This window comes from Polaromonas sp. P1_F9, from assembly GCF_056405615.1.
The window spans coordinates 783108-797161 of sequence record NZ_JBFUBT010000001.1 but is presented as its reverse complement, the minus strand read 5'-3'; the positions used below and the strand labels follow the sequence as shown (position 1 = coordinate 797161).

Sequence of the window (14054 nt, the reverse complement as noted above, 5' to 3'; positions counted from 1 at the left end):
AATCAAGGACTTAGGCCCTACGCTAGAGTGCCGCACAGCTTTGACATGAACACCTTCTCAGACAGCGTCGCCACGGCATTCACGCTCATCACCTCGCTCGATCCCATGCTGGCCAGCATCGTGGCCCGTTCATTGGCCGTGAGCGCTTCTGCCTGCCTCATTGCCTGCGGCGGCGGCCTGCTGCTCGGTGCGTGGCTGGGCGTGTCGTGCTTTCGCGGCCGCGGTGCGGTTCTGGCCCTGCTCAACACCACGCTGGCCCTGCCCTCGGTGGTGGTCGGGTTGGTGGTGTACCTGTTGCTCTCGCGAACCGGGCCGCTCGGTTTCCTGGGCTGGCTGTTTTCCTTCAAGGCCATGGTGCTGGCGCAGGCCGTGCTGGTGCTGCCGGTCGTCACCGCCCTGGTGCGCCAGACCATTGAAGACGCCGACCGTTCCCATGGCGAGCAATTCCAGTCGCTGGGTGCGGGCCGCTTCGTGCGCGGCCTCATTCTTTTGTGGGACGAGCGTTATGCGTTGCTGACGGTGCTGATCGCCGCGTTCGGCCGGGCGATCTCGGAGGTCGGTGCGGTGATGGTGGTCGGCGGCAACATCGACGGCTTCACGCGCGTGATGACCACCTCGATCGCGCTGGAGACCAGCAAGGGCGATTTGCCGCTGGCACTTGCGCTCGGCATCGTGCTGCTGGGTGTGGTGCTGCTGCTCAACATCCTGATAGCGCTGGTGCGGCGCTGGCGCGAGCAGTTCGACGACCGTCTGCCGGATGTGGCCCTGGCCACCGGGGGCGCGCAGCCATGACGCAGGTTTTCAACCTGCACGCCATCGGCGTGCAGTTCGGCCAGGTTCACGCGCTCAGCGGCTGCAGCCTGCGCATCAAGGCCGGCGAAAGGCTGGCGCTGGTGGGCGCCAACGGCAGCGGAAAGAGCACGCTGCTGCGAACCCTCAACGGCCTGGTCCGGCCTTCCGCCGGCAGCTTTCAACACGACGTGCAATTGCGGCAGGCCATGCTGTTCCAGCGGCCCTACATGCTGCGCGCCAGTGTGCTGAACAACGTGGCACTCGGACTGTGGCTGGGTGGCGTGCGCTGGCAAGAGGCCAAAGTCCAGGCACTGGTCGCCCTGGAACGGGTGGGGCTGGAAGACCTGGCTACACGCAATGCCAAGGCGCTGTCGGGCGGGCAGCAGCAGCGTGTGGCGCTGGCGCGCGCCTGGGCGCTCAAGCCGCAGGTCTTGCTGCTCGACGAACCCACGGCCAGCCTGGACCCCACGGCCAAGCGCGAGGTGGAGCGCCTGATGGCGGAATTTGCCGACGCTGGCATGACGCTTATTTTCAGCAGCCACAACCTGGGGCAGGTCAAGCGGCTGGCCAGCCGGGTGATTTACCTTGAGCACGGCCGGCTGGTAGTCGACTTGCCGACTGCGGCCTTTTTCACCGGTCCTGTCCCCGCAGCGGCGGAAGCATTTTTAAAAGGAGAACTTGCATGAACAGCTTGAGCATGGTTTCGGGAATTTTCGGGTCGATCAGGGCCTTGGCGCTTGTCCCGCTTGCGCTGGCAGCTACTGTTTCGATAGCACAAACCAACACCATCGTGATGGCGTCAACCACCTCGACCGAGCAGTCGGGCCTCTTTCCCTACCTGCTGCCCGAGTTCAAAAAAGCCACGGGCATTGACGTGAAAGTAGTCGCTGTCGGCACCGGCCAGGCCATCGACATGGGCCGCCGGGGGGACGCCGACGTGCTGTTTGTGCATGACCAGGTGGCGGAAGAAAAAGTGGTGGCCGAAGGTTTTGCCATCAAGCGCTTTCCTGTCATGTACAACGATTTCGTGCTGATAGGCCCCGCAGCTGATCCGGCCAAAACCAGGGGCAAGGACATTGTCGAGGCGCTGAAAAAACTCAGCGCCGCCAATGCCGGTTTTATCTCTCGCGGCGACAAGAGCGGCACGCATGCCGCCGAACTTCGCTACTGGAAAGCCGCAGGCGTCGAGACACCAGCCGACAAGCCCGCTTTCACCAATTACAAAGCCTGTGGCTGCGGCATGGGCCCGGCTCTCAATATCGCGGCCAGCAGCGGCGGCTATGTGCTGGCCGACCGCGGCACCTGGCTGTCCTTCAAAAATCGCGGTGACCTGGTTGTGCTGGTCGAAGGCGACACCAAGCTGTTTAACCAGTACGGTGTGATGGTGGTGAACCCCGCGAAACATCCGCAGACCAAAGTGGTGGAAGCGCAGAAGTTTGTGGACTGGGTGATTTCGCCCGCAGGCCAGAACGTGATCGCCGGCTACAAGATCAACGGTGAACAACTGTTCTTCCCCAACGCAACCAAATGAGCTCACCCCGCCCAGGCTCACTGCGTGTAGCCTGTCCCCCCTCAAGGGGCGGCGCCTGCGGCCCGGCGAAGCCGGTTCCGTGGCCCCTGCTGGCATGGATTGCTGCGGCGGTTGTTTTTTCAGGAGGCCTGTCTATGGCGCATGCCCAATCGCCCGCAGCCTCTGCTGAGGCCGCCGCGCCGCTACGCGTGTACGCGGCGGGCAGTCTGCGCGAGGCGCTCACGGAAGTGTCCCGCGCCTACGAATCCCGCACAGGCGTCAAAACCCAGCTGACGTTTGGCGCTTCTGGTCTGCTGCGCGAGCGCATCGAAAAAGGCGAGCCGGCGCAGGTGTTCGCATCGGCCGATACGCAGCATCCCCAGCGCCTCTATTCCGCGGCGGGCAGTGCATGGGTGCAACCCACACTGTTTGTGCGCAACCAGTTGTGTGCACTGGCCGTGCCGCATCTCAACGCCGAGCCCGGCAAACTGCTCGAGCTGATGCTGGACCCCGCCGTCAAGCTCGGCACCTCCACGCCCAAGGCGGACCCGTCGGGCGACTATGCGTGGGAAGTGTTCGGCAAGGCAGAAGCACTCAAGCCCGGTGCTTACACGGCACTGGATGCCAAGGCGCTCAAACTCACCGGCTCGACTGAAGCGCCCCAGCCTCCAGCAGGCCGGGGGGTTTATGAGTGGCTGGTTTCGGAAGGGCGTGCTGATCTGTTTCTGACTTATTGCACCAATGCTGTGGCGGTTCGCAAAGAAGTGCCGCGGATGAACGTGGTGCAGATGCCGCCAGCCCTGCAGGTGAGTGCTGCCTACGGGCTGACTGCGCGAAGCGGGGATGCAGCTGCTGGGCAGTTTGCTGCCTACTTGTTGACGCCGGAAGCGCAGGAGGTGTTTCGGCGGTTTGGTTTTGGGGCGCCCTAGCAAGACACCCACCCGCGTCCAGTCTCACTGCGTGTAGCCTGTTCCCCCTCGAGGGGGCGGCGCCTGCGGCCCGGCAAAGCCAGTCCCGCGGCTGCCCGCTTGCACTCATTAATCCAGCATGAGCCGCGGAACCGGCTTTGCCGGGCCGCAGGGCGGGCGGCCCCCTCGGGGGGCAGCGACCCACACGAAGTGGGGGAGCGTGGGGGCTACATATAATCACTCCGTGCCCCACCACCCCGTATCCCGCCCGACCCTTCCCGTATGGGAACGCCTTGCTGCCTGGCTGGCTTTCCTGGCCGTGGCGGCGGCGTTGTGGGCACCGGTGTCCATGCTCGCCCAGGACGTGCGCAGCGGCAAGCTGAGCGGCATTTGTACTGTCAACACCGCTTCGTCTGATGCCGGAATTGACTCCACCGACGGCAATGCAGCCTCCCCAGGCCAGCGCTGCGACCTGTGCGGCTCAGCAGGGTTGGCACTGCCACCTCTACCGGTAGCAAGCGTTTCCTGTGTTACCGGTACCACGGTTGCGGTGGCGGATATTCCGGCAACCACCGGCACTGCCATCTCGGGGCTGCCTTTCAGCCGCGGACCTCCCGCTCTTTGAACTGAATCGCCTCTCGCTGGAGGCCTCAGGCATCCCGCGCACGGGCCTTGCGGCCGGCGCCGTGCAGTCGTTCATTTCAGCGTGCACATTCGCGAGCCTTTCTGCGCACCGGTGCACCGTCCGGCAGGGCGCTCGCTGCGCTGGCTGGCCCTCAATTCGAGCCGCAAATCCTGCTGCCTTTCATTTTCAATCTCATAAGAATCAACCATGAAATACTCAAATGCTATTAAAACCATAGCTGCTTACGCTTATCCCCATTGGGCTGGAGCTATTTTTATTGCCATATCGCTGCCCGCCGCCGCGCACGTCACCCTGGAATACCAGGTCGCCAATGCAGGCAGCTATTACAAGGGCACATTCAAGGTCGGGCATGGTTGCGGCAATTCACCCGTCAAACAGATCGTGGTCACCATCCCCGCGGGTGTGCAGGGCGCCAAGCCCATGCCCAAAGCAGGCTGGACGCTGGAGGTCACACGTGAGAAGCTGGCGCAGCCGCTGCTGGACCACGGCAAAACCGTCACCGAAGACGTGTCGCGAATCAGCTGGACGGCTAAAACCCCGGCAGACTACCTGCAGAACGACTGGTACGACGAATTTGTGCTGCAGGCCAAACTGCCTGCACAAGCGGGCATGTTGTATTGGCCGGTCAGCCAGGTTTGCGAGAACGGCAAGGTTGACTGGGCCGAAGTGCCCAAGCCAGGCCAAAAACTGTCGGATCTCAAAAACCCTGCTGCTGCGCTTGAGCTGATGCCTGCAGGTGGCGGTGAACACAATCACTGAGCGAGCCCCGGCGATTTTATTTCCGATTCAATTTACTGCTTCAAGGAGCATTTACACATGACATCCGCAAAATTCTCAAAAGCCGTGTTGGCATTTTCGATGGCACTGGCCAGCATGGCCGCCCTGGCCCAGACGGCCGCCGTCAAGGTCGATGGGGCGTGGGCGCGTGCCACCGTGCAAGGGCAAAAAGGCACGGGGGCTTTTATGAGCCTCACCGCCAAGGATGGGGCCCAGCTGATCGGCGTGTCGTCGCCGGTGGCGGGCGTGGCTGAAGTGCATGAAATGAAAATGGACGGCGACGTCATGAAAATGCGTGCCGTGCCATCGCTTGATTTGCCTGCAGGCAAAAAGATCGATCTCAAGCCAGGGGGTTACCACGTCATGCTGATGGACCTCAAGGCACCGCTGGCCAAAGACAGCACAATCCCCGTGACCCTGCTGTTCAAGGACGCCAAAGGTGTGGAAAGCAAGCTCGAGCTGAAGCTGCCGGTTGCCACTGCAGCACCGGGAGCGGCCGGTGCCACGGCCGAGCACAAGCACTGATTTGTGTTTGCCGGGCTAGCTGCGCTTGCCCGAGCCTAGTCGGCGGTAAACCGTGGCCCGGCTGACACCGAGCGCTTTTGCGGCCTGCAGCACATTGCCGCGTGAATCGGTCACCGCCTTGTGGATCAAGGCGGTTTCGAGTTCCTTCAGCGTTCGCGACGCGGCGCCTGAAGGCGGCAGGCTGGTTGCCGGGGGCGGCGGCGAGTCCCGGCCGGGCAACTGCGGCAGCGCATGCAGGCGCAGGCCTGTCCAGAGCGGCACCTCGAGGATGCCGCCATTCACCGGCGCCTGGCGCTGCGCTGCGTCAAACAGCATTTCGAAGGGCATGGCAAAGAGATCGTTGGAATGCGGCGTCGTACCTGCGGTGAGGCCCAGCTGCGAAATCATCTGCCGCGCTGCCTGGTTGGCGCCAGCGACGCAACCATCGGTATCCACGCACACCAGCCCATCGGTTTCATCTCCCAGCGTGCGGCCCGGCCAATTCAGCCGGATCAGCAATGCATGGGGTTTGCCCAAAGTGAGCGCGTTCTCTATGCTGCGCGCGGATTGCGCGACGAGATGTTTGAGCTCGGGTCTCTCGACCACTTCGATGCCCGTCAGGTCCAGCATGCCGGCGCAGCGGCCGTCGGGGCCGAACAGGGGCGCGCCGGCGCAGCTGTAGACCGAGGTGGCATCAAAAAAATGCTCACCCCGATGCAGCCACACCGGTTGCAGTTCGGTGAGCGCTGCGCCGATGGCGGTAGTGCCCACTTGTTGTTCCGAAAGGTCCGTGCCGATGCGTGTGATCATGTCGGCGCGGCGGTCGCGCCGGTCGATGGGGCCATTCACATCGATGACCACACCGGCCTGGTTGGTCAGGATGGCGAAGTAGCGCGTGTCGGCAATGGCCTGGCCCAGCTTTTCCAGCACAGGTGCCGCAGCCTGCACCAGCCGGTGGTTGGCTTCCAGGGTGCGCCGCAGTGCGGCGGCAGAAACCATGTCGAAGGAGGGAGCCTGCTCCGGTCTATGGCCCTGGGCCAGGCAGCGTATCCAGGACCGTTCTATCCAGTTCTCAACCAGCGGCGCGGTGCCGGCTGGCAGCGGATCGCCGTGAAGAACCGCCTGGCGGGCGTGTCCGATGCGCGCCAGCCTGTCTTGCCCGCCCGTCGACGGGGCGGCGTGAAAAGGGGTCATGGAAGCCATGCTGCATTGTGGCCAATTCCTGCGGCGCGTGCAGCGCGCGATGCGGATGGCCCGTGCCATTGCCGTGCGGGCGGATAAGCTTGTGCCTTGCCGCTTTTTCTGGCTAAAAATAGCTTTAACCGGCTCTCAGCGTGCGCCAGCAGCTATAAAAACCATAGCGGTTTTGAGGCCAGCCACGGTCATCAACAGCGATCCCAGCACGTGTACGGTGGCCGTGAGCGCGGCTAGCCCGTAGCGCGCTTCCATCAGGAAGATCACCACTTCGGCCGAAAACGAGGAAAACGTGGTGAGGCCGCCCAGGAACCCCGTCACCAGCGCCAGCCGCCACACCGGGTCCAACTGGGGCATGGACTGGAAACCCGCGATGCAGATACCGATCAGGTAGCCGCCAATCAGGTTGGCTGCAAGGGTGCCCCAGGGAATGAGGCCGCCCGGCGTCAGCCACAGGCCGAGGCCCCAGCGCGCCAGCGCACCGATTGAAGCTCCAAGAGAAATGGCGATGACGTTCAACATGACGGTGGTGGCGGCGGTGAGTTGGTTGTTTGGCGGGAGAATAGAGCCATGACTTTAACCTCAGCACCCGGTTTCAGCGAGCCTCCTGGCTTCCTGGGAGTCGTGATGCTTGATACGCAGTTTCCCCGGTGGGTGGGCGACATCGGCCATCCTGAAGCTTTCGGCGTTCCGGTTCGCCAGCATGTGGTGCAGGGCGCCATGCCCGGCAAGGTTGTGCAGAGCGGTGCAGGCCTGCGGGCTGCGGGCGTGCTGCCGGCCTTCATACAGGCGGTGCAGGCCTTGGCGGATGAAGGTGCGCAGGCCATCACCACCAGTTGCGGTTTCCTCGTGCTGCTGCAGGACGAGCTGCAGGCGGCCGTGCCGGTTCCTGTTGTCACGTCCAGCCTGCTTCAATTGCCGACGCTGCTTGCACGCCACGCCAGGGTGGGCGTACTGACCATCAGTTCAGCCGCGTTGGGCGCAGAGCATTTGCGTGCCGCAGGTGTGGCGCATGAGCGTCTGGCGGATGTGGTGGTGCAGGGGGTGGATCCTGAAAGTGAATTTGTTACTGCCATTCTGGGTAACCGCCCGACCATGGACAGGGAGAAGGCGTGCGGCGATGTAGTGGCGGCTGCGGTGGCCCTGAGGCAGCGAGAGCCTTCATTACAGGCGGTGGTACTTGAATGCACCAACTTGCCGCCGCACCGCCAGGCGATTGAAGAGGCCACCGGTTTTGAGACCTGGGCGCTGACTGACGATGAACGGCTGCTGCGCCCGTGGAGATGAGTGCTGCTGGCCTCTACATCTTGCCCGGCAGCCAGGTGGCAATCTGCGGGAAGAACCAGAGCAGCAACACCATGCCGCACATCAGGAAGAAAAACGGCAAGGTCACCCGTGCGATATAGGTGATCTCCTTTTTGGTCATGCCCTGGAGCACAAACAGGTTGAATCCCACGGGCGGCGTGATTTGCGCCATCTCAACCACGATGACGATGAAGATACCGAACCAGATCAGGTCCAGTCCGGCTGCCTGCACCGTGGGCAAGATGACGCCCATGGTCAGCACCACCATCGAAATACCGTCCAGGAAGCAGCCCAGGACAACGTAGAAGATGCTCAGCACGACGATGAGCATGAAGGGGCTAAGCCCGAGGCTGGAGACGAATTCGGCCAGGTGGCGAGGCAGCCCGATGTAGCCCATGCTCAGCGTCAGGAACGCAGCGCCGGCCAGGATCAGCGCGATCATGCAGTACAGCCGCGTCGCGCCCAGCAAGGATTCCTTGAAGGTGTTCCAGCTCATGGATCTCTGCACGACAGCCAGCACGAGCGAGCCGACGACGCCGATGGCTGCGGCTTCGGTCGCGGTGGCCACACCGGTATAGATGGAACCCAGCACGGCGCCGATCAGGAGTACGACCGGAATCAGGTGGCGTGACTCGTAGATTTTTTCGCCAAAACTCATCGCGGCATCAGGCGGCGGGATCTTGCCCTTGTTGAGCAAGGCCCAGACGACCAGGTAGCCTGAGAAAAGAGAAGCCAGCAGCAGGCCGGGAAAAACACCCGCTATGAACAACCGGGCAATTGACACGTCGGCGCTGACGCCATAGACGATCATGATGATGGATGGCGGGATCAGAAGGCCCAGCGTGCCGGCGCCCGCGAGGGAGCCTATCGTGATGTCTTCCGGGTAACCGCGTTTGGCCAGCTCCGGCAGAGTCATCTTGCCGATGGTGGCGCAGGTTGCCGCTGAGGAGCCAGAGACCGCGGCAAAAATGGTGCAGCCGATGACGTTGGTGTGCAGCAGTCCACCCGGTAGCCGGCTGACCCAGGGGGCGAGGCCCTTGAACATGCTTTCGCTGAGCTTGGTACGAAACAGGATTTCTCCCATCCACACAAAGAGGGGCAGGGCCGTCAGTGTCCAGCTTGACGAAGACCCCCAGATGGTTACCGCCATGGCGTCGCCCGCGGCTCGCGAAGAGAAAAGCTGCATGCCTATCCAGGCCACACCTGACAGCGTGAGGCCTATCCAGACACCGGAGCCGAGTATCAGGAAAAGCGAAAGAATCAGCAGCGAGGTGATGGCGAGATCGGACATTGAAGCTCTTTTGTTCTTGCTTATTCGTGATGCAGCGCTTCGTCGCTGCTGGCCTGGGTGCGCCGGCCCCTGATTTCCAGCACCAGTTCATCGATGAATGCGATCATCAGGATGACGGCACCTACGCCCATGGTGATCTGGGGAATCCATAGCGGCGTAGCGTCATTCCCGGTGGAAATGTCGTGGTAGGCATAGGAGTTGACCGACAGCATGACGCTGTACCAGGCGAACAGCATCGAAAGGGCGCTAGCCGCGGCCAGGGCCCAGATTTCCAGCGCGCGCCGGGCGCTGCCACGAAGGCCGTTGAGGATCAGCGTGACGCGGATGTGCTCACCCTTCTTGAGGGTGTGGGCCAGCGCCAGAAAACCGCTGGCAGCCATGCAGTAACCGGCATACATGTCGGTCCCGCGCAGCGACCAGGCGAACTGGCGGTCGAGGACGCCGGCCAGTACCGACACCAGCGTACCGATCATGAACAGGGCGCCCAGCCATGCCGCACCGTCATACAGCGCATCGAGCATGCGGCGCATGGCTATTTCTTCGCTGCGTTGGATTTTTCGAATGCAGACAGCAGGGCTTCACCCTCGGGGCCGGCGCGTTTGATCCAGTCTGCCTTCATGATGCTGCCCACCTGGCGCAGGTCGGCCACCAGCTTGGGCGAGGGCGTCATGATCTTCATGCCTTTTTCGGCCAGGGCTTTTTTGTAGAAATCATTTTTCTCCTCGCTGATTTTCCAGCCGCGGGTCTCGGCTTCCGCGGCGGCTTTCAGCACAGCTGCCTGGGTCGGTGCGTCGAGCGCATCGAAAGATTTCTTGTTGACGATGACGGCGTTCTTGGGCAGCCAGGCCTGCACGTCATACCAATACTTGATGCTTTCGTAGGTCTTGGTGTCGTAGCCGGTCGAGCCCGAGCTCATGTAGCTGTTGACGACGCCGGTTGCCATGGCCTGGCTCAGTTCCGCTGCCTGCACGGTCACGGGTTGCGCGCCGACCAGCTCGGCAATCTTGCTGGTAGCCGGGCTGTAAGCGCGCCACTTCAAGCCTTTCATGTCGGCAACGGCGGTGATTTCCTTGTTGACGTAAATGCCCTGGGGAGGCCAGGCCACGGTGTAGAGCAGCTTCATGCCTTGCGCGCCCAACAGTTTTTCCAGCGCCGGCTTTTGCGCTTCGGCCAGCTTGTGTGCCGAGGCGTAACTGGAGGCCACGAAGGGCAGGCCATCCGCGCCAAATATCGCGTTTTCGTTTTCGAAGTTGACCAACAGGATTTCACCGATCTGGGCCTGTCCACCTTGCACCGCACGCTTGATTTCGTTGGCCTTGAAGAGTGAGGCGTTGGCATGCACCGTGATCTTGAGTTTGCCGCCGCTGGCCTTGTCGACGTCTGCCGCGAACTGCGAGAGGTTTTCCGTGTGGAAGTTGCTGGCCGGGTAGGCCGCGGGCAAATCCCACTTGGTCTGGGCGAAGGCGTTGGCGCCGAAGGCGAGAGCAGCGGCCATCAAGGTGACTTTGAATTTCATGAAAAGCTCCAGGACAAGGAATTAGTAAGTAGTAATAGGATAGACGCAAATCCCGCGCCAGTTCACCGGGCATACCCCGAAAATCCGGCGCCTATCTGTTTCCGCGACCCTGGGGCCCCGCCATGAACCTGCGTTTTGTTGAAGCTTTCTATTGGGTGGCCTCGCTCAAAAGCATCTCGCGCGCCGCAGAGAAGCTCTACCTGACGCAGTCGGCCATGTCCAGCCGCATCGCTACGCTGGAAGAGGAGTTGGGCATCCTGCTGCTGGACCGGCGTGACAAGCAGTTCAAGCTCACCGTCGCGGGCGCGCGTTTCCTGGTCTATGCGCAAAAGCTGCTGGAGTTGCAGCGAGAGGTCAAACATGAGATGGGTTCCGGTGCGGCCATGGCGGTATCGATGCGCATAGGTGCCATCGAATCGGTACTGCACTCCTGGCTGATTCCCTGGCTCGAAAAACTCCGCGTAGACCACCCTGGCCTGGAGCTGGAGCTGACGGTGGAAACCACGCCCATCCTGATGGACCAGGTGCAACGCGGCACGCTGGACCTGGTTTTTGCGGCATTGCCCGCGTCGGCGGACGGGGTGCGCAACCAGGCCCTGCCGCCCATGGATATGGCTTTTGTGGGGAATCCGGCGCTGCATAAAAAAAGAAATTACCGGCTGGATGAGCTCGCAGAGATGGAGTTGCTGACATTTCAGAAGGGCTCGCAGCCGCATGTCACGCTGGTTGACCTGTTCAAACAACACCGCATGGAACCCAAAAAGGTGCATGCCATTTCATCCATTTCCGCGATGGTCCAGTTGGTGCAAGGCGGCTTTGGCGTGGCCCTTCTGCCGCGCATCGCAGTGCAGCGCCTGACGGGGTTTGCCAGCCTGAAATTGCTCACCTGCGACACCCGTGTGAAGTCGTTGCCGATCCACGCGAGCTACCGCACCGACCCGACTTCATCGGTGGTCGAGACAGTGGTCAGGTCGGCCGTGCAGTTTGCCGCGGAGAGCACGGGGGCCGGCACCAAAACGGGTCGAAAGCCAGCAGCAAAGGTTGCAAAAACAGGCAAAAAAGGTGCATCAGGGTAAATACCAATCATCGAAAAAATCGATGACGTAAGTAAAAAATTTCGAATTTGCTGAAGGTCACCGACGCTTACACAATTCGCCCATCGTCATGAAAGTGACATACGCAAACGGGGAATTTTCTGGTGAGTACATCGACTGAATCGGCACTCTCGGTTTTCGGCGCAGGCGGCATCAACAATGCTGCACACGTCCGCGGCGTCATCCGGCAGGGCCACTGGACTTCGCAGACGAGTGGCCTGGCCAACGGTCATGTGCAGGGCAACGTGGTCATCCTCCCGGCAGCTGAAGCCGGGGACTTCCTGCGCTACTGCCAGCGCAATCCCAAGCCCTGTCCGGTGCTGGCGGTGTCGGAGCCGGGTCATGCGGAACTGCCGGCGCTGGGTGCGGACATTGATATCCGCACCGATCTGCCACGCTACCGCGTTTGGCGCCATGGCGAATTGACCGATGAGCCCAAGGACATCAGTGCGCTGTGGCGCGAAGACATGGTGACGTTTGTGCTCGGATGTTCATTTTCTTTCGAACAAGCCCTGCAGGAAGCGGGTTTGCGCATCAGGCATATCGACCAGGGCAGCAATGTTCCGATGTACCGCACGACGACTGCCACCGAGCCGGCAGGCCCCTTCCACGGGCCCATGGTGGTCACCATGCGGCCGTTCAAGGCGGCCGACGCGATCCGCGCCGTTCAGATCACCTCGCGTTTCCCCGATGTGCACGGCGCTCCGGTGCACATCGGCGATCCGGCCCAGATCGGCATTGCCGACATCACCAAGCCGGATTACGGCGACGCCGTCGAAGTGTTGCCGGGTGAAATCCCCGTTTTCTGGGCCTGCGGTGTCACGCCGCAGGCGGCCATCATGCAGGCCCGTCCCGAGTTCTGCATCACCCACGCGCCGGGTGCGATGCTGATTACCGATCTTTTGAACCACCAACTTGCCAGTTTCTAGAAGGAGCTTTTCATGAGGACACTTATTTTTGGTTTGACGCTTGCCTGTGCCGGTTTTGCCCAGGCCCAGACAAAATGGGATCTGCCCACCGGCTACGGTGCCAACAGCTTCCAGACCCAGAACGTGCAGCAGTTCGCCACCGAGGTGGACCAACTTACCGGCGGAAAACTCAAGATCACCCTGCATGCGGGTGGTTCGCTTTACAAGGCCAATGAGATCAAGCGCGCAGTGCAGACCGGCCAGGTGCAGGCTGCGGAGTTCATCCTTTCCGGCGCGGCCAACGAGAATCCGCTGTTCGGTGTGGATTCCATTCCTTTCCTGGCCACCAGTTACGGTGATGCGAAGCGCCTGTATGTGGCTGCCAAACCCGCGCAGGACAAGCTGCTGGCCTCCCAGGGTGTCAAGGTCCTGTTCACCGTGCCCTGGCCCGGCCAGTCGCTGTATTCGCTCAAGCCCATCAGCACGCCGGCCGACTTTGCCGGTACCAAAATGCGCGCCTACAACCCGGCAACCACGCGCATTGCCCAGCTTCTCAAGGCGCAACCGGTGACCATCCAGCTGGCCGAGCTGGGCCAGGCACTCGCGACCGGCGGTGTGCAGAACTTCCTGACGTCCAGTGCCAGCGGCGTGGAAAGCAAGCTGCATGAGCAGGTCAAGTACTTCTACCCCGTCAGCGCCTGGCTGCCGCGCAATGCGACAGTGGTGAGCCAGAAGGCATTCGATGCGCTGGACAAGCCCACGCAGGACGCGCTGCTCAAGGCCGCTGCCGCTGCCGAGCAGCGTGGCTGGGCCACCAGCGAAAAGCTGGATGGCGAATACATGAAGGAACTGGCAGCCAAGGGCATGACCATCAGCACACCTTCGGACAGCGTCAAGAAGGAACTTGCCGCTATCGGTGAAACCATGACGGCCGAGTGGCTGAAGACTGCGGGCCCTGAAGGCCAGGCTGTGATCGACGCTTACCGCAAGAAATAAGCGGCTTTTCGCGGCGGGAGGGTCTGTGCAATGCAGACCTGCTGTCAGAAGGCCCGCCGCTCTCTTTCTTCCTTTTTTGATCGATGCAGGAGCACGTGATGGGCAAACTCGTCCGGAATTTTTACAAACTGCTGATGGGCTTGTCCTGCATGGCCATGCTGGCGGCTTTTTGCACCGTCATGCTGGGTGTTGTGGCGCGTGAGGCGAACTGGGACATTTCCGGTCTCGACGCCTACGCCGGGTATGCGATTGCCGCGGCCCTTTTCCTTGCGCTGCCCGGTACGCTCCAGCATGGCGACCACATCCGTGTGACTTTGCTGCTCGAACGCGTTTCTCCCAGGGTACGCGGCATTCTTGAGTGGTGGTCCCTGGGCGCCGGCCTCGCCCTTGCGGTTTATGTCGCGTGGTACGCCGTGCGGCTGGTCTGGGTGTCTTACAGCACGCACGACATCTCGCCGGCAGCGGACGCTTCGCCTCTCTGGATTCCACAGCTCGCCATGGCGCTGGGCTGCATTGGCTTTGCATTGTCATTTGTACAAGCCCTTGTCGAGCGCTGGCGCGGTGGCAGCTTCATTGCTGTCTCCAGTGAAGCCGCCCATATTGAATAAGCCCT

The 14054-nt window shown here is 61.9% G+C and carries 17 protein-coding genes; 12 read left to right on the top strand and 5 right to left on the bottom strand.

Going from position 1 to position 14054, the window contains the following annotated elements; translation table 11 throughout:
- The first annotated feature begins 45 nt into the window (after positions 1-45).
- The 7 genes from AC1DYR_RS03745 to AC1DYR_RS03715 all read left to right on the top strand — a co-directional run bounded on the left by AC1DYR_RS03745 (position 46) and on the right by AC1DYR_RS03715 (position 5158).
- Positions 46-792 carry an ABC transporter permease gene (locus tag AC1DYR_RS03745; RefSeq protein WP_477703888.1) on the top strand — a complete coding sequence of 249 codons (747 nt, stop codon included), beginning with the start codon at positions 46-48 and terminating at the stop codon, positions 790-792.
- On the top strand, positions 789-1478 hold the full coding sequence (locus AC1DYR_RS03740) for an ABC transporter ATP-binding protein (protein ID WP_477703887.1): 690 nt from the start codon (positions 789-791) through the stop codon (positions 1476-1478). Before AC1DYR_RS03745 ends, AC1DYR_RS03740 begins: the two co-directional genes overlap by 4 nt.
- Positions 1475-2323, top strand: a complete 849-nt coding sequence (locus tag AC1DYR_RS03735) for an ABC transporter substrate-binding protein (protein WP_477703886.1) — start codon at positions 1475-1477, stop codon at positions 2321-2323. Before AC1DYR_RS03740 ends, AC1DYR_RS03735 begins: the two co-directional genes overlap by 4 nt.
- A gap of 134 nt (positions 2324-2457) precedes the next feature.
- On the top strand, positions 2458-3231 hold the full coding sequence (locus AC1DYR_RS03730; RefSeq protein ID WP_477703885.1) for a molybdate ABC transporter substrate-binding protein: 774 nt from the start codon (positions 2458-2460) through the stop codon (positions 3229-3231).
- 223 nt (positions 3232-3454) lie between these two features.
- Complete coding sequence (locus tag AC1DYR_RS03725) at positions 3455-3835, top strand: DUF2946 family protein (RefSeq protein WP_477703884.1); 381 nt, start codon at positions 3455-3457, stop codon at positions 3833-3835.
- 207 nt (positions 3836-4042) lie between these two features.
- Positions 4043-4615 (top strand): YcnI family copper-binding membrane protein, encoded by a 573-nt coding sequence (locus AC1DYR_RS03720; RefSeq protein WP_477703883.1) that lies wholly within the window; start codon positions 4043-4045, stop codon positions 4613-4615.
- A gap of 57 nt (positions 4616-4672) precedes the next feature.
- The gene (locus AC1DYR_RS03715; protein WP_477703882.1) at positions 4673-5158 is read left to right on the top strand and encodes a copper chaperone PCu(A)C; all 486 of its coding nucleotides are present in this window, start codon (positions 4673-4675) and stop codon (positions 5156-5158) included.
- 15 nt (positions 5159-5173) lie between these two features.
- On the opposite strand, the gene AC1DYR_RS03710 is transcribed toward AC1DYR_RS03715, so the two are convergent.
- On the bottom strand, positions 5174-6340 hold the full coding sequence (locus AC1DYR_RS03710; protein WP_477703881.1) for a helix-turn-helix domain-containing protein: 1167 nt from the start codon (positions 6338-6340) through the stop codon (positions 5174-5176).
- A 126-nt stretch (positions 6341-6466) separates the two neighbouring features.
- Positions 6467-6853: a fluoride efflux transporter CrcB gene (gene crcB, locus AC1DYR_RS03705; protein WP_477703880.1), complete on the bottom strand. Its 387-nt coding sequence runs from the start codon at positions 6851-6853 to the stop codon at positions 6467-6469.
- 48 nt (positions 6854-6901) lie between these two features.
- Here crcB and AC1DYR_RS03700 point away from each other — a divergent pair, with 48 nt between their 5' ends.
- On the top strand, positions 6902-7618 hold the full coding sequence (locus AC1DYR_RS03700; protein WP_477703879.1) for an aspartate/glutamate racemase family protein: 717 nt from the start codon (positions 6902-6904) through the stop codon (positions 7616-7618).
- Positions 7619-7631: 13 nt separating this feature from the next.
- Here the strand turns inward: AC1DYR_RS03700 and AC1DYR_RS03695 are convergent, their stop codons facing one another.
- From AC1DYR_RS03695 to AC1DYR_RS03685, 3 genes are read right to left on the bottom strand one after another with little or no spacing between them, the layout of a single operon-like run.
- Positions 7632-8927 carry a TRAP transporter large permease gene (locus AC1DYR_RS03695; protein WP_477703878.1) on the bottom strand — a complete coding sequence of 432 codons (1296 nt, stop codon included), beginning with the start codon at positions 8925-8927 and terminating at the stop codon, positions 7632-7634.
- Between the two features lie 20 nt (positions 8928-8947).
- Positions 8948-9457: a TRAP transporter small permease gene (locus tag AC1DYR_RS03690; protein ID WP_477689258.1), complete on the bottom strand. Its 510-nt coding sequence runs from the start codon at positions 9455-9457 to the stop codon at positions 8948-8950.
- A 2-nt stretch (positions 9458-9459) separates the two neighbouring features.
- Positions 9460-10443 carry a TRAP transporter substrate-binding protein gene (locus tag AC1DYR_RS03685; protein WP_477703877.1) on the bottom strand — a complete coding sequence of 328 codons (984 nt, stop codon included), beginning with the start codon at positions 10441-10443 and terminating at the stop codon, positions 9460-9462.
- Between the two features lie 122 nt (positions 10444-10565).
- Between AC1DYR_RS03685 and AC1DYR_RS03680 the strand changes: the two genes are divergently transcribed.
- The 4 genes from AC1DYR_RS03680 (at position 10566) to AC1DYR_RS03665 (ending at position 14049) form a co-directional block, all read left to right on the top strand.
- Positions 10566-11519 carry a LysR family transcriptional regulator gene (locus AC1DYR_RS03680; RefSeq protein WP_477703876.1) on the top strand — a complete coding sequence of 318 codons (954 nt, stop codon included), beginning with the start codon at positions 10566-10568 and terminating at the stop codon, positions 11517-11519.
- Positions 11520-11641: 122 nt separating this feature from the next.
- Positions 11642-12466: a putative hydro-lyase gene (locus tag AC1DYR_RS03675; protein WP_477703875.1), complete on the top strand. Its 825-nt coding sequence runs from the start codon at positions 11642-11644 to the stop codon at positions 12464-12466.
- Between the two features lie 12 nt (positions 12467-12478).
- Positions 12479-13441 (top strand): TRAP transporter substrate-binding protein, encoded by a 963-nt coding sequence (locus tag AC1DYR_RS03670; protein WP_477703874.1) that lies wholly within the window; start codon positions 12479-12481, stop codon positions 13439-13441.
- Positions 13442-13539: 98 nt separating this feature from the next.
- Positions 13540-14049: a TRAP transporter small permease gene (locus tag AC1DYR_RS03665; RefSeq protein WP_477703873.1), complete on the top strand. Its 510-nt coding sequence runs from the start codon at positions 13540-13542 to the stop codon at positions 14047-14049.
- Positions 14050-14054 lie beyond the last annotated feature (5 nt).

Bases quoted from the DNA above. Each gene is read 5' to 3' on its own strand.
- AC1DYR_RS03745 (WP_477703888.1), top strand. From the start codon at position 46: ATGAACACCTTCTCAGACAGCGTCGCCACGGCATTCACGCTCATCACC.
- AC1DYR_RS03740 (WP_477703887.1), top strand. From the start codon at position 789: ATGACGCAGGTTTTCAACCTGCACGCCATCGGCGTGCAGTTCGGCCAG.
- AC1DYR_RS03735 (WP_477703886.1), top strand. From the start codon at position 1,475: ATGAACAGCTTGAGCATGGTTTCGGGAATTTTCGGGTCGATCAGGGCC.
- AC1DYR_RS03730 (WP_477703885.1), top strand. From the start codon at position 2,458: ATGGCGCATGCCCAATCGCCCGCAGCCTCTGCTGAGGCCGCCGCGCCG.
- AC1DYR_RS03720 (WP_477703883.1), top strand. From the start codon at position 4,043: ATGAAATACTCAAATGCTATTAAAACCATAGCTGCTTACGCTTATCCC.
- AC1DYR_RS03715 (WP_477703882.1), top strand. From the start codon at position 4,673: ATGACATCCGCAAAATTCTCAAAAGCCGTGTTGGCATTTTCGATGGCA.
- AC1DYR_RS03710 (WP_477703881.1), bottom strand. From the start codon at position 6,340: ATGGCTTCCATGACCCCTTTTCACGCCGCCCCGTCGACGGGCGGGCAA.
- crcB (WP_477703880.1), bottom strand. From the start codon at position 6,853: ATGTTGAACGTCATCGCCATTTCTCTTGGAGCTTCAATCGGTGCGCTG.
- AC1DYR_RS03700 (WP_477703879.1), top strand. From the start codon at position 6,902: ATGACTTTAACCTCAGCACCCGGTTTCAGCGAGCCTCCTGGCTTCCTG.
- AC1DYR_RS03695 (WP_477703878.1), bottom strand. From the start codon at position 8,927: ATGTCCGATCTCGCCATCACCTCGCTGCTGATTCTTTCGCTTTTCCTG.
- AC1DYR_RS03690 (WP_477689258.1), bottom strand. From the start codon at position 9,457: ATGCGCCGCATGCTCGATGCGCTGTATGACGGTGCGGCATGGCTGGGC.
- AC1DYR_RS03685 (WP_477703877.1), bottom strand. From the start codon at position 10,443: ATGAAATTCAAAGTCACCTTGATGGCCGCTGCTCTCGCCTTCGGCGCC.
- AC1DYR_RS03680 (WP_477703876.1), top strand. From the start codon at position 10,566: ATGAACCTGCGTTTTGTTGAAGCTTTCTATTGGGTGGCCTCGCTCAAA.
- AC1DYR_RS03670 (WP_477703874.1), top strand. From the start codon at position 12,479: ATGAGGACACTTATTTTTGGTTTGACGCTTGCCTGTGCCGGTTTTGCC.
- AC1DYR_RS03665 (WP_477703873.1), top strand. From the start codon at position 13,540: ATGGGCAAACTCGTCCGGAATTTTTACAAACTGCTGATGGGCTTGTCC.